Here is a 13,557-nt window from a genome sequence, read left to right as displayed (position 1 = left end):
AGAGGATGATTGAGATGCAATCAAATGATTACTGGTTTGGCTTGCCGAAAAAGATGTTTTGGGGCTTCCTCGCTATCGCTATTTTTATGGCAGGCGACGGCTTCGAAATGGCATTCCTGTCGCGCCATATTACCGATATGGGCTTCACCCCGGCGCAGTCTGCGGTGGTGTTTACTTTCTACGGATTGGCGGCGGCGCTGGCAGCGTGGGCATCGGGCGTGGTGGCGGAACTGATAACACCGCAGCGCGCGATGATGATTGGCTTCGTACTGTGGATCGTCATGCACACGCTGTTTATGTCGCTTGGCCTGGGAATGCGTAACTATCCGCTGATGGTGCTGTTTTACGGTATTCGCGGCCTGGCGTATCCGCTATTTATCTATTCATTCATGATGATGCTGGTGCAGGTACTACCGCGCGAAAAACTGGCGGCCGCTACCGGTTGGTTTTGGGCGATGTATTCGGTTGGAATCGGCGTGGTCGGCAGTTATTTGCCGAGTCTCACTATCCCGATGCTCGGTGAAACCGGTACGCTGTGGCTGGCGATCATTTGGGTGGCGTGCGGTGGTGTGCTGGCCTATTTCAGTTTGCGCCATGTGCCGGTTGACCGGTCGCGCGTCAATTTGCCGCTGCGTGACAAAATGACGGAGATGTCGCGGGCAGTGACCATTCTGTTTACCAATCAGCACGTGTTTTATGCCTGTTTGATTCGCATCATTAATACGCTGTCGTTGTTTGGTTTTGCCATCATCATGCCACTGCTGTTCGTTGATCGTCTTGGTTTCACCCTTTCCGAGTGGCTGCAAATCTGGGCGGTGTTTTTCTTCGTCACCATTTTTACCAACATCTTCTGGGGCATAACGGGCGAGAAGCTGGGTTGGATTCGTCAGGTGCGCTGGTTTGGCTGCCTCGGCATGGCGATCTCCAGCCTGGCATTTTATTACCTGCCGCTGTATGCCGGACATAACTTCTGGGTGGCGCTGATTCCTGCAGTGATGTTGGGGATTTTTGTCGCGGCCTTTGTGCCAATGACCGCCGTATTCCCGACGCTGGAGCCACATCACAAAGGGGCGGCCGTGTCGATTTACAACCTGTCGGCCGGGTTGAGTAACTTTGTTGCGCCCGCTATCGCTTCGGTGATGCTGCCGTTTTTCGATATTGTAGGCGTGGTGTGGGCGTATACCGGATTGTATCTCTTTGCGGGGGTGCTGACCTTTATCATTCGCGTGCCGCAGCCGGGAAAGACTCGCGAACCGGTTGAGTTGAAATCACGTGTCGCGCAACAGCGGAGTTAATGGAGCCAGGTCGCCATAAATGGCGACCCTACAACGACCTGGCTAACCGGCGACATCCCGCAACGCTTCTTCTAAATCGTACCAGCGAAAACCAAACCCTGACTCTTCTAACCGCTTTGGCAACACATGTTGGCCGCCGAGCACCAACACCGCTGATTCGCCCATCATCAGCTTGATGGCGCTGGCGGGCGTGCGCATAAAGGCGGGACGATGCATCACATGCCCGAGCGTGGCGGCAAACTGTTCATTGCGGACCGCGTAGGGCGCAACCATGTTGAACGGGCCGCGCAGTTCAGAATGATCGATTAACCACAGTATCGCGTTAACCAAATCGTCGAGGTGAATCCACGGTAAATACTGTTTACCGCTGCCAATCGGGCCGCCTACGCCAAGCTTAAACGGCAGCTTCATCTTCGATAACGCGCCGCCTTCCTTTGCCAGCACCACGCCGGTGCGCAGCAGGCAAACGCGTGTACGATCGCTTTGCGCTGTTAATGCCAGTTGCTCCCAGCGTGCACACAACGCATGGGTAAATTCATCGTGCCCAGGATCGTCTTCGGTCAGCACCAGATCGCCGGTATCGCCGTAAAAACCGGTAGCCGAGCCGGAAATCAAAAACTGTGGTGGTTGGCTGCTGGCGTGAATCAGCGATACCAGCTGCTCGGTAATTTGCCAGCGACTTTCGCAGAGTCGCTGTTTCTGTTGTTCGGTCCAGCGTTTATCCGCGATCGGTTCGCCCGCGAGATTGATCACCCCATCAATGCCATTTAAATCGGTTTGCTGATTGATGCCGGACCACAGCGCCACATTGGCGTCGAGCTTCTCGCGTGCCGCAGCGACATCGCGCGTGACGACGCTCACCTGATGCCCGAGTTGCAATAAGCGCGGGATCAGATGGCGGCCAATCAGGCCGGTACCGCCGGTGATAAGTAAATGCATGTTGAGCCTCCTTGTCATTTTTTATCTGCTCAGATTGAGCATAGAAGAGAAGCGTGCTTGCAGCGTGACAGGGCTTACGCTTATGAATAAAAAGGCGTAGTCAGCGCTGGCCTTAGCGGGTAAAGATCCGACCAGCGCACCATTGCCTTAGCAAATAAAAATCGGTAAACATGATGCACACCTGACGCTTTCCTGAGGCAGCCAATGAATTATCCATCCATTACGTTGTGGTCAGATTCTTGCTTTTTCAGCCCTTACGCCATGTCGGTTTATGTTGCGCTAACCGAGAAGGGCATTCCCTTCACGCTTAAACGCGTCGATTTATCACAAAACGCGCAGTGGCATGATGATTACCGCGCGCTGTCTCTAACCTGCCGCGTGCCTACACTGCAAATTGATGATGTGGTGCTGACGGAATCTTCAGCGATTGCCGAGTATCTGGAAGAGCGTTTCCCGGCGCCAGAGTTCGAGCGACTGTATCCCCGCGACCGCGAGAAACGTGCGCATGCGCGCGAAGTACAGGCGTGGCTGCGCAGCGATTTAATGGCGCTGCGTTCTGAGCGTCCTACCGAAGTGCTGTTTGCCGGAGAACGCTTTGCAGCGCTCACGCCAGCGGGTGAGCAGGCCGCCAGCAAACTGGTTTCGGCGGTGCAGCGACTGTTACCCGATGGACAGCAAAACCTGTTTGGCGAATGGTCGATTGCGGATACCGATTTAGCCGTGATGATCAATCGTCTCGCGCTGCACGGTGATGCGCTTCCGGTGAAACTGCAACATTATGCTGAGTTCCAGTGGCAGCGTGCTTCGGTGCAACTCTGGTTAGCGGAATCCGGTAAAACACGCTGAGCACGATGCGCCTTGCGATGGCGAAAAGAACGCTTTACCTTACGGCAGATTCTAATAAAGCATGACAACAGGCGCGTGCTGGGCACGCCGAAAACAGAAAAGGGTTACGGATGGTGGATCAAACGGCAGGTGACGGTATCGAGTGGGTTGATATCGTTAACGAAGAGAACGAAGTCATTGCGCAGGCCAGCCGTGCGCAGATGCGTGCGCAGTGTCTGCGTCATCGCGCCACCTATATTGTGGTGCATGATGGCATGGGCAAAATTCTGGTGCAGCGTCGTACTGAAATTAAAGACTTCATGCCGGGTATGCTTGATGCCACTGCCGGTGGCGTAGTGCAGAGCGGGGAAGACCTGCTGGAATCTGCTCGTCGTGAAGCGGAAGAGGAATTAGGTATCGCTGCCGTTCCGTTCGCCGAACACGGACAGTTCTACTTCGAAGATCAGCATTGCCGCGTATGGGGCGGGTTGTTCAGCTGCGTCTCACATGGCCCGTTCGCGATGCAGGAAGAGGAAGTAGATGAGATCTTTTGGATGACGCCGGAAGAGATTACTGCGCGCTGCGATGAGTTTACCGATGATTCGCTTAAAGCGCTGTCGTTGTGGCTGAGCCGTAACAGCGATGCCGCACGTCGTAAGCAGAGCAGCGAAGCGTAAATCCCGCTGCAGCTGTAATAAAGGCGCCAATTGGCGCCTTTTTGCTTTTAGCGAGAGGGATTAACCTTCTGCTTGCTGCGACTGAATCGCCGTCAGGGCAATGGTGTAGACAATGTCATCAACCAGTGCGCCGCGCGACAAGTCATTCACCGGCTTACGCATGCCTTGCAGCATCGGTCCGATGGAGATCAGGTCGGCAGAACGCTGTACCGCTTTGTAGGTGGTGTTGCCGGTGTTCAGATCCGGGAAGATGAACACGGTAGCGCGACCGGCAACCGCCGAGTTTGGCGCTTTGGATTTCGCAACGTCTTCCATGATCGCGGCGTCGTACTGCAACGGACCATCGATTACCAGATCAGGACGTTTTTCCTGAGCGATGCGCGTTGCTTCACGCACTTTCTCAACGTCGCTACCGGCACCCGAATTACCGGTTGAGTAGGAGATCATCGCCACACGTGGATCGATACCGAAGGCTTTGGCTGAATCGGCCGACTGAATCGCGATTTCTGCCAGCTGTTCCGGGTTCGGATCCGGGTTGATGGCGCAGTCGCCATACACCAGAACCTGCTCAGGCAGCAGCATGAAGAACACGGAAGAGACCAGTGAGCTGTTTGGCGCGGTTTTGATCAACTGCAGCGGCGGGCGAATGGTGTTCGCAGTAGTGTGAACCGCGCCGGATACCAGGCCGTCAACTTCGCCACTCTCCAGCATCATGGTGCCGAGCACCACGTTATCTTCCAGCTGCTCCTGCGCGACCACTTCGGTCATGCCTTTGCTCTTACGCAGCTCAACCAGACGTGGCACATAATTTTCACGTACCACTTCTGGGTCAACGATCACGATGCCTTTACCCAGTTCAACACCCTGGGCCGCAGCAACACGCTGAATCTCGTCCGGGTTGCCCAGCAGTACGCAGGTGGCGATGCCGCGTTCGGCGCAAATCGCCGCCGCTTTGACGGTACGCGGTTCGTCGCCTTCTGGCAGCACGATACGTTTGCCGGCTTTGCGCGCCAGCTCGGTAAGCTGGTAGCGGAATGCAGGTGGAGAGAGACGACGGCTGCGCTCAGACGTTGCGGTCAGTGATTCAACCCAATCTTCATTGATGAAGCTGGCAACGTACTCCTGCACTTTCTCAATGCGCTGCGTATCGTCAGTAGGGACTTCAAGGTTGAAACTCTGCAGGCTCAGCGACGTCTGCCAGGTGTTAGTTTTCACCATGAATACCGGTAAACCGGTCTGGAACGCACGTTCGCACAGGCGCGCAATCGGCGCTTCAATTTGATAACCACCGGTCAATAACACCGCACCGATTTCCACGCCGTTCATTGCGGCCAGACAAGCGGCGACCAGTACATCAGGACGATCGGCGGAAGTGACCAGCAGTGAACCCGGACGGAAGTGCTCCAGCATATGTGGAATGCTACGTGCACAGAAGGTCACCGATTTCACACGACGCGTCTGGATCTCACCTTCGTTAATGATGTCGGCATTCAGGTGGCGACACATGTCGATGGCGCGGGTGGCGATCAGGTCAAAGCTCCATGGCACACAACCCAGCACCGGCAGCGGGCTGTTGGCAAACAGCTGCTTAGGATCAATGTTGGCGATGCTGGCTTTAGAGGAGTCATCAAAAATCTCTGACAGATCCGGGCGCGTACGGCCTTGCTCATCCACCGGCGCATTCAGTTTGTTGATGATCACGCCAGTGATGTTTTTGTTCTTGCTGCCGCCGAAGCTGCTCTGCGACAGTTCGATACGCTCTTTCAGCTGCGCCGGAGAATCGTTGCCTAGCGCCATCACGAAGACGATTTCGGCGTTCAGGGTTTTAGCGATTTCATAGTTCAGCGCGGAAGCAAACTGATGTTTGCGCGTGGGTACCAGTCCTTCAACCAGTACCACTTCGGCGTCTTTTGCGTTCGCGTGGTAGTTGGCAATGATCTCTTCCATCAGCACGTCTTGCTGGTTAGAGCCCAGCAGCGACTCAACGCGTGACATCTGCAGTGGTTCTGCAGCAGGAATCGCGGAGCTTTTACGGATAATGCTGGTGGTTTGGTCTGGCGCATCGCCGCCCGCACGTGGCTGGGCAATAGGCTTGAATACGCTCAGGCGCACGCCTTTGCGCTCCATGGCACGGATCACGCCAAGGCTGACGCTGGTCAAGCCGACGCTAGTGCCGGTAGGAATGAGCATAATTGTACGTGACACGATAGAAACCTCTCAGGTGTTGCAGACTGTCTAAAACAACTCCGTCAGCCTAAGCTGACGGAGAGAAGTGTTTTTAAGCGGTGAGACGCGCGGCGTCTTGAGCAATCACCAACTCTTCGTTGGTTGGGATCACCACGGCCGGGCGAGTGCCTTCCTTATTGATGAAGCCGGATTTGCCGAAGCGTGCTGCCAGGTTGCGCTCGTGATCAACGTCAAAGCCAAGCAGGCCCAGTTTCTGCAGTGCCAGTTCGCGCACCATCGCGGCGTTCTCACCGATACCACCGGTGAATACCACGGCATCCAGACGACCTTCCATCAGCGCAGTGTAGCTGCCGATATACTTCGCCAGGCGGTGGCAGAAGACGTCCATTGCACGCTTGGCATCGTCTTTGGTGGCGTAGTTGTCTTCAACATAACGGCAGTCGCTGGTGACTTCAGTCAGACCCAACAGACCAGACTCTTTGGTCAGCAGTTTGTTAATGGCGTCAACGCTCATGCCCAACGCGTCATGCAGGAAGAAGATGATGGCAGGATCAATGTCACCGCTGCGGGTGCCCATGACCAGACCTTCTAATGGCGTTAAGCCCATTGACGTATCAACACATTGACCGTTGCGGATAGCGGAGACTGAACCGCCATTGCCGAGGTGACAAGTGATGATGTTCAATTCGCTAACGGGCTTGTTCAGCATTTTGGCGGCTTCCTGCGTCACATAGAAGTGGCTGGTGCCGTGTGCGCCGTAGCGACGAACGCCGTGTTCTTTATACAGTTTGTACGGCAGAGCATAGAGATATGACTCTTCCGGCATTGTCTGATGGAACGCCGTGTCAAAAACCGCCACATTTTTATCAGAAAGATGCGGGAAGTTTTTCAGCGCTTCATCTATACCGATCAGATGTGCAGGATTGTGCAGTGGCGCAAAGGAAGACGCATCTTTGATGCCCTGAATAACCGACTCGTCGATAATGACCGATTTAGTCAGCTGTTCGCCGCCGTGAACGATACGATGACCAATTGCAGCGATTTGTGCCGAAAGCTCTGGTTTTTGTGCCAGAATAGTTTTAACCATGAAGTTCAGTGCTTCGCTGTGTGCCGCACCCGCACCAAGCTGTGCTTCTTGTTTACTGCCATCCAGTTTCCACTTAATGCGTGCTTCCGGTAAATGGAAACACTCAGCCAAACCGGACAGGTATTCGTCACCGGTAACAGGGTTGATGATGGCAAACTTAAGTGAAGAACTGCCGCAGTTCAGAACCAGAACTAACTTCGTCGACATGGAAGTACCTATTTGGTTAAATAGTGGCTAAAAAAAACGCAATCAGACTAACAGCGTAGCCCATGAAAGCTGGTAGGTTAATGATAAACATCATGTGCTAGTCAAAAACTCACTGACTTGCAAAAAATTTTGGTGATTTTACGCTTATTTTTGATAAGCACTTAGTAAAACATGGCTCTGGCCGCTCTTTTATTGAACTAAAGCTTCCGGTAGTGTCATTGAAACGGCGTCAGAATACTCACTGTCACCCGCAAAGACAAAAACTTTTGAAGGATGTCACGTAAAGTTGTGTAGTTATCGGTTTATTTTAAATATTGCAGATTTAGTTGAGGTCTATCATGGCGAATGAGACAGACAATCCCGGTTGGTTCAGATTGTTCCAGCGCGGACAGCGATACATGAAGACCTGGCCTGCAGACAAGCGCCTGGCGCCGGTGTTTCCCGAAAATCGTGTGGTAAATGCAACCCGCTTTGCCATTCGTTTTATGCCGCCGCTGGCGATTTTCACCCTTACATGGCAAATCGCATTGGGTGGACAACTTGGCCCAGCAATAGCCACCGCGTTGTTTGCTTGCAGCCTGCCAATGCAAGGTTTGTGGTGGTTGGGTAAACGTTCCGTGACGCCGTTGCCGCCGACGCTGCTGCAGTGGTTCCATGAAGTGCGTACCAAACTGGAAGAGGCGGGGCAGGCGATTGCTCCTGTCGATGGTAAGCCGACGTATCAGTCGCTCGCCGATGTATTAAAGCGCGCTTTTAAACAGCTTGATCGTACTTTCCTCGACGATCTTTGATCCGCTAACGCTTTTACCTGCCAGAGAATTTGAGCCAAATCCCGGTTCAAATCAAAGAAAAGTGATGCGGGCAGATACGCATCACTTAACTTGTGTAATCATTTCTACATTGTTTAAATCTTAAGCGGCCGCTCAGGTCCGGGAGCAAACCATGGAAATGACCCACGCACAACGACTCATCCTCTCCAATCAATACAAAATGATGGCAATGCTCGAACCCGATAACGCTGAGCGCTATCGTCGTTATCAAACCATCATTGAACGCGGCTATGGCTTACAGTTACGTGAACTGGATAAGGAATTTGGCGAGCTTACCGAAGCGACTTGTCGCCTGCTCATCGATATTATGGAAATGCATCACGCACTACATGTTTCCTGGTCGAACCTCAAAGATGCCAGCTCCCTTGACGAACGTCGCCTGGCTTTTCTTGGCTTTGATGCCGCGACTGAAGCACGTTATCTCGGTTATGTGCGCTTTATGGTGAATGTTGAAGGGCGCTATACCCACTTTGATTCCGGCACGCACGGCTTTAATGCCCAAACGCCGATGTGGGAAAAATACCAACGCATGCTAACGGTGTGGCACACTTGTCCGCGTCAATATCATCTTAGCGCGAATGAAATCGCGCAGATTATCAATGCCTGAATAAGGAGCGACGCGTGAAGTACAAGGGTTTTCTGTTTGATTTAGACGGCACATTGGTAGATTCACTGCCGGCAGTGGTTCGCGCATGGTCACTGTGGGGCGAGCGTCACGGCTTTTCGGCTGAAGAGGTGCTGAGCTATATACATGGGAAGCCTGCTATAAATTCGCTGCGCCATTTTATGGCAGGACAATCGGAAGAAGCGATCCAGGCGGAATTTCTCTGGCTTGAACGCTTAGAAGCGGAAGACACGCAAGGCGTCCAGGCTATTCCCGGTGCGTTAGCGTTATTGAACACGTTGAACGAGTTGCAGATCCCGTGGGCTATTGTGACTTCAGGTTCGATTCCGGTCGCTCACGCACGCCACAAAGCAGCCAATCTACCGATGCCAGACGTATTTATTACTGCTGAGAACATTAAGCACGGTAAGCCGAATCCAGAGCCTTATCTGTTGGGTGCCGAACGGTTAGGGCTTTCAGCAACGCAGTGCGTCGTGGTGGAGGATGCACCTGCGGGCATACTTTCAGGTCTGGACGCTGGCAGTGCAGTGATTGCGATGAACGCGCCTGCCGATGCGCCGCGCCTCAATGAAGTGACCTTCCGCGTGGCTACGCTCGAACCTGTAATGGTGAGGAAAGAGAGTGATGGCGAATTTACGCTCTCTATTACTGAATGAAGTAACGGGCCAATACGGCCCGTTTTTTTATAGCGGTGTATCTTGTGAAATCTCATCGAGCGACAGGCTAAAGCTGGGAATAAATACCTCGACAAAATAATCCATCTCCGGCGATCGCCGCTGCGACAGGGTTTTTTCCAGACGCGCTTTGGCCAGCAAAAACTCGTTATTGCCCGCCGATAGCTCTTCCAGACACTTCACATAGGCGCAGAGTGCATCTGCTTGTTTCACCACGGATTGCTCACTCTCAGTGTGCAAATGTTCATCAATCAATGGGCGATAAGCATCCTGCAATTCGGGGGGCAGCATATCGATGAGTTTCTGCTGCGCAATCTTCTCAATTTTTTTGTATTCATGCGCGATCTGCGCATTATAGTACTTCACTGGCGTGGGCAAATCTCCAGTCAGCACTTCGCTGGCATCGTGATACAGCGCCAGCATGGCGATGCGCTCGGCGTTCAGGTTGCCATTAAATTTTTTGTTTTTAATGATGGCTAAGGCGTGGGCAACCATCGCAACCTGCAAGCTGTGTTCGGAGACATTTTCGGTGCGCACATTGCGCATCAATGGCCAGCGATTGATCAGTTTGAGACGGGAAAGGTGGGCAAAAAAATGGCTACGAGTCATGGACGGTTCCTGTGCGCATGGCAGAGAGAGTGAACTCTCCCCGAAATACGGTAACTATACCCTAAATAATTCAAGTCCCCATGAGGGGACTTGAATGACGACGGATATACAGGTGTCACATATTACTGGCGATACCCTTGCAAGAAACGACCAAACTTGCTGACGGCCATTTCCAAATCGTCCACGCGTGGCAGCGTCACGATGCGCACGTGATCCGGCCACGGCCAGTTGAAAGCGGTACCTTGAACCAGCAGTACTTTCTCTTGCAACAGGAAATCCAGCACCATCTTCTGATCGTCAAAGATGTTGAATTTCTTGGCATCAATGCGCGGGAACATGTACAACGCACCTTGTGGCTTCACACAGCTGACGCCAGGAATATCGTTAATCAATTCCCACGCACGCTGACGTTGTTCATACAACCGCCCGCCGGGCGCAATGAATTCGCTGATGCTTTGATAGCCCCCGAGCGCTGTCTGAATAGCATGTTGCGCCGGAACGTTGGCGCAGAGGCGCATTGACGCCAGCATCTCAAGCCCTTCAATATAACCTTTCGCGTGTTTCTTTGGACCGTTCAGCACCATCCAGCCCTGACGGAAGCCCGCCACACGGTAGGTCTTAGACAAGCCGTTAAAGGTTACGGTTAACAGATCGGGTGCCAGTGCTGCAATTGAATGGTGCTGCGCTTCGTCGTAGAGAATCTTGTCGTAGATTTCATCGGCGAAAATGATCAGATTGTGCTGGCGCGCAATTTCAACAATCTCTAGCAACAACGCTTTGCTGTAAACCGCGCCTGTCGGGTTATTTGGGTTAATGATGACAATGCCACGCGTTCGCGGCGTGATCTTGCTACGAATATCATCCAGATCAGGGAACCAACCTGCTGACTCATCACAAAGATAGTGCACCGCTTTGCCGCTCGACAATGAAACTGCGGCCGTCCATAACGGATAATCAGGTGCGGGCACCAGCATTTCATCGCCGCTGTTGAGCAGGGCCTGCATCGCTTGCACAATCAGTTCCGATACACCGTTGCCAATATAGATATCTTCAACGGTCACATCGCGCATGTCACGCGCCTGATAATGCTGCATGATCGCTTTACGCGCTGAATACAGCCCTTTTGAGTCGCAATAACCCTGCGAGCTCGGCAGGTTACGAATGACATCTACCAGAATTTCATCAGGCGCTTCAAAACCAAACGGGGCAGGGTTGCCGATATTCAGCTTGAGAACTTTATTACCTTCTTCTTCGAGACGTTTAGCTTCTTTCAGTACCGGCCCGCGGATGTCATAACACACATTTTCCAGCTTGCCGGATTTATCAATTTGAAAATTCATCGTTACCGCCTTTATGGGCAGAGTCCTTTAACCTGCCACCGAAAATCAAACTTGCCCAATTTACTCTTCTCATCTTAACAAAAGAAGGGCGGCGCTTGGTTTTGGCGCGTTTGCCATTTTTTCCAGCGTCACATGGCGTAAAAACCATTGAAATCCCACTAATCTGGTTCATTCACCCACTAATGTGAAAAATAATGAGATTAAACACTGGTAAGATGGATTTGGGGTGTAAAAGCCCTCTTCCATGGAGAGCGATGACTATTCAGAAATTTTTCAGGGACTATTGGCCTAAAAATAGATTAGCGACCTAATGAAATAGTTAAATGAAACTTGTTATATGGCGAATAAATGTTCATTGGTGTTTAAGCTCTGGCTGGCGTTACTAAATACAGTTCATTCTCATTCACTTTTTGACGGCAGGATTAAGCACCATCATCAGAGCTAACCCGGTGTTAAACACGCGTAAAATAGCATTTGTGCTGTAACTTTAACGCAGAGGTTTAAGATTCAGAACCTGGGGGGCTTAAAAAAAGAGCAGTGTTATGGCAGGATGTGTACGAAAAGGCTTTTGGTCAAAAATTGCGATGTTTTGAACAAAAACATTTCCATTTATAGCGTAAAAATGATTAAGTATAATTTATTATTTGATGCACTTTATCGCTTCGCATCTACATAACATGATGTTATTTCTTTTTAACCCGCAGGGACTTTACGCGGGATATATAGACAACTACGCAGCTTCCAGCACCTGTACGACTTACGTTTTCTGCCCAGAAGTTCTGCTGTCTATAATGACGACGCTGCTCTGATATCAGAGTGGTGCGATCGTCGGCATCCGCCTGACAAAATTTTTTATGGCAGCTCCACACAGGGCTGTCATTAAGCACCATTGCCTCTTATCTCTTTGATAAGTCGGGTAATACACCAGGGTAGTAGTTTTAAAAAATCTTATAAGTGAAGAAAAAACATGACTAATGCAAATCGTCCGATACTGAATCTCGACCTCGATCTGCTGCGTACATTTGTTGCCGTTGCCGATCTGAATACTTTTGCAGCAGCCGCTGCCGCCGTATGCAGAACGCAGTCAGCAGTGAGCCAGCAGATGCAACGTCTGGAACAATTGGTAGGTAAAGAGCTGTTTGCCAGACATGGACGTAATAAATTGCTGACGGAGCATGGCATTCAACTGCTGGGTTACGCCAGGAAAATCCTTCGTTTTAATGACGAAGCTTGCACCTCTTTAATGTACAGCAACATCCAGGGCGTTCTGACCATTGGCGCCTCAGATGATACCTCAGATACTATTCTGCCGTTCCTGCTTAATCGCGTAACGTCGGTTTATCCGAAGCTGGCCATTGATGTTCGTGTCAAGCGCAACCCGTTCATGATGGAAATGCTGAATCAAGGTGAAGTTGATCTGGTAGTGACTACGTCCAGTCCTGGAAACTTTACCCATCAGGTACTGCGTACTTCTCCAACATTGTGGTACTGCGCGGCGGATTATATTTTCCAGCGCGGAGAAGCCATTCCGTTGGTTCTGCTGGATGAGCCAAGTCCGTATCGCGATATGGCAATCGATCACCTCAACGAGGCTGGGATTCCATGGCGCATCTCGTATGTTGCCTCCACGCTGGCAGCAGTCCGTGCGGCGGTTAAGGCTGGTTTGGGTGTGACCGCGCGTCCAGTGGAAATGATGAGTCCAGAACTGCGTGTTATGGGAGCGGCAGAAGGTTTGCCTGTCCTGCCTGACACTCAGTATCTGCTGTGCCGCAATCCGGATAGCGATAACGAACTGGCGTTGGCCATTTTCAACGCCATGCAGTCCACCAATGATCCTTACAACCTGAGTGCAAATCCAGACGGTACACTGTTGCTGGATGATGAAGAGTAGGGATTACAGTTGCTGGTAATTCCTCGCGAATGGAATATCAGTTAATTGTTAAAATAGACAAAAATGAGCCTTAGTGTGGTGATAGCCTGCTAAGGCTTTTTTTTTGGTACTTAACTGGCCTTTTCTGACGTAATTTTCTAAAAAAGATTTCACTCGCATTCTTAAAAATGAAATTTGTTCCATTTTTATCCGGCATGGAATGTTTTTATCAATTCGTGCCAACTTTCCCAGGGCATTTGCCTGTCCATTCCGCTGTTTTTTGCAGCATAAAACCCAGTTCTGTGCTTTAGATCAAAAAAATACCCCTGATAAGGGGGGGGAATCTCGGACGAGACCTGTCAAAATATGATTGTTAAATGCACGATCCATGC

12 protein-coding genes are annotated in these 13,557 nt (G+C 51.5%); 7 read left to right on the top strand and 5 right to left on the bottom strand.

Going from position 1 to position 13,557, the window contains the following annotated elements; all coding sequences use genetic code 11:
• Positions 1-14 precede the first annotated feature (14 nt).
• The gene (locus AC6I8K_RS12965; RefSeq protein WP_064739668.1) at positions 15-1,295 is read left to right on the top strand and encodes an MFS transporter; all 1,281 of its coding nucleotides are present in this window, start codon (positions 15-17) and stop codon (positions 1,293-1,295) included.
• 42 nt (positions 1,296-1,337) lie between these two features.
• Here AC6I8K_RS12965 and AC6I8K_RS12960 read toward each other — a convergent pair whose 3' ends face one another.
• Entirely contained in the window at positions 1,338-2,234 is an 897-nt protein-coding gene (locus AC6I8K_RS12960; RefSeq protein WP_483817796.1) for a TIGR01777 family oxidoreductase, read from the bottom strand.
• A 204-nt stretch (positions 2,235-2,438) separates the two neighbouring features.
• Here AC6I8K_RS12960 and yfcF point away from each other — a divergent pair, with 204 nt between their 5' ends.
• Both yfcF and yfcD read left to right on the top strand, forming a co-directional pair.
• Positions 2,439-3,080 (top strand): glutathione transferase, encoded by a 642-nt coding sequence (yfcF, locus tag AC6I8K_RS12955; RefSeq protein WP_483817795.1) that lies wholly within the window; start codon positions 2,439-2,441, stop codon positions 3,078-3,080.
• Positions 3,081-3,190: 110 nt separating this feature from the next.
• Positions 3,191-3,736 (top strand): NUDIX hydrolase YfcD, encoded by a 546-nt coding sequence (yfcD, locus tag AC6I8K_RS12950; RefSeq protein ID WP_007889295.1) that lies wholly within the window; start codon positions 3,191-3,193, stop codon positions 3,734-3,736.
• A gap of 60 nt (positions 3,737-3,796) precedes the next feature.
• On the opposite strand, the gene pta is transcribed toward yfcD, so the two are convergent.
• Together pta and ackA are read right to left on the bottom strand one after the other, a co-directional pair.
• On the bottom strand, positions 3,797-5,941 hold the full coding sequence (gene pta / locus AC6I8K_RS12945) for a phosphate acetyltransferase (protein WP_483817794.1): 2,145 nt from the start codon (positions 5,939-5,941) through the stop codon (positions 3,797-3,799).
• 73 nt (positions 5,942-6,014) lie between these two features.
• Positions 6,015-7,217 (bottom strand): acetate kinase, encoded by a 1,203-nt coding sequence (ackA, locus tag AC6I8K_RS12940; RefSeq protein WP_064739337.1) that lies wholly within the window; start codon positions 7,215-7,217, stop codon positions 6,015-6,017.
• A 338-nt stretch (positions 7,218-7,555) separates the two neighbouring features.
• Between ackA and yfbV the strand changes: the two genes are divergently transcribed.
• From yfbV to AC6I8K_RS12925, 3 genes are all read left to right on the top strand, one after another.
• The gene (gene yfbV, locus AC6I8K_RS12935; protein ID WP_064739336.1) at positions 7,556-8,008 is read left to right on the top strand and encodes a terminus macrodomain insulation protein YfbV; all 453 of its coding nucleotides are present in this window, start codon (positions 7,556-7,558) and stop codon (positions 8,006-8,008) included.
• A 151-nt stretch (positions 8,009-8,159) separates the two neighbouring features.
• On the top strand, positions 8,160-8,654 hold the full coding sequence (locus tag AC6I8K_RS12930) for a YfbU family protein (RefSeq protein ID WP_064739335.1): 495 nt from the start codon (positions 8,160-8,162) through the stop codon (positions 8,652-8,654).
• Positions 8,655-8,668: 14 nt separating this feature from the next.
• Positions 8,669-9,328 carry a sugar phosphatase gene (locus AC6I8K_RS12925; protein ID WP_497826853.1) on the top strand — a complete coding sequence of 220 codons (660 nt, stop codon included), beginning with the start codon at positions 8,669-8,671 and terminating at the stop codon, positions 9,326-9,328.
• A 27-nt stretch (positions 9,329-9,355) separates the two neighbouring features.
• Here AC6I8K_RS12925 and yfbR read toward each other — a convergent pair whose 3' ends face one another.
• Together yfbR and AC6I8K_RS12915 are read right to left on the bottom strand one after the other, a co-directional pair.
• Positions 9,356-9,955: a 5'-deoxynucleotidase gene (yfbR, locus tag AC6I8K_RS12920; RefSeq protein WP_064739333.1), complete on the bottom strand. Its 600-nt coding sequence runs from the start codon at positions 9,953-9,955 to the stop codon at positions 9,356-9,358.
• Positions 9,956-10,077: 122 nt separating this feature from the next.
• Positions 10,078-11,295 (bottom strand): pyridoxal phosphate-dependent aminotransferase, encoded by a 1,218-nt coding sequence (locus AC6I8K_RS12915; RefSeq protein WP_064739332.1) that lies wholly within the window; start codon positions 11,293-11,295, stop codon positions 10,078-10,080.
• A 967-nt stretch (positions 11,296-12,262) separates the two neighbouring features.
• On the opposite strand from AC6I8K_RS12915, the gene lrhA reads away from it, so the two are divergent.
• Entirely contained in the window at positions 12,263-13,186 is a 924-nt protein-coding gene (gene lrhA, locus AC6I8K_RS12910; protein WP_007889314.1) for a transcriptional regulator LrhA, read from the top strand.
• Positions 13,187-13,557 lie beyond the last annotated feature (371 nt).

This window comes from Pantoea sp. X-Soil-ISGK-421 (genome assembly GCF_059730785.1).
The sequence above is the reverse complement of the archived record's forward strand: the minus strand, read 5'-3'. Positions and strand labels throughout refer to the sequence as shown.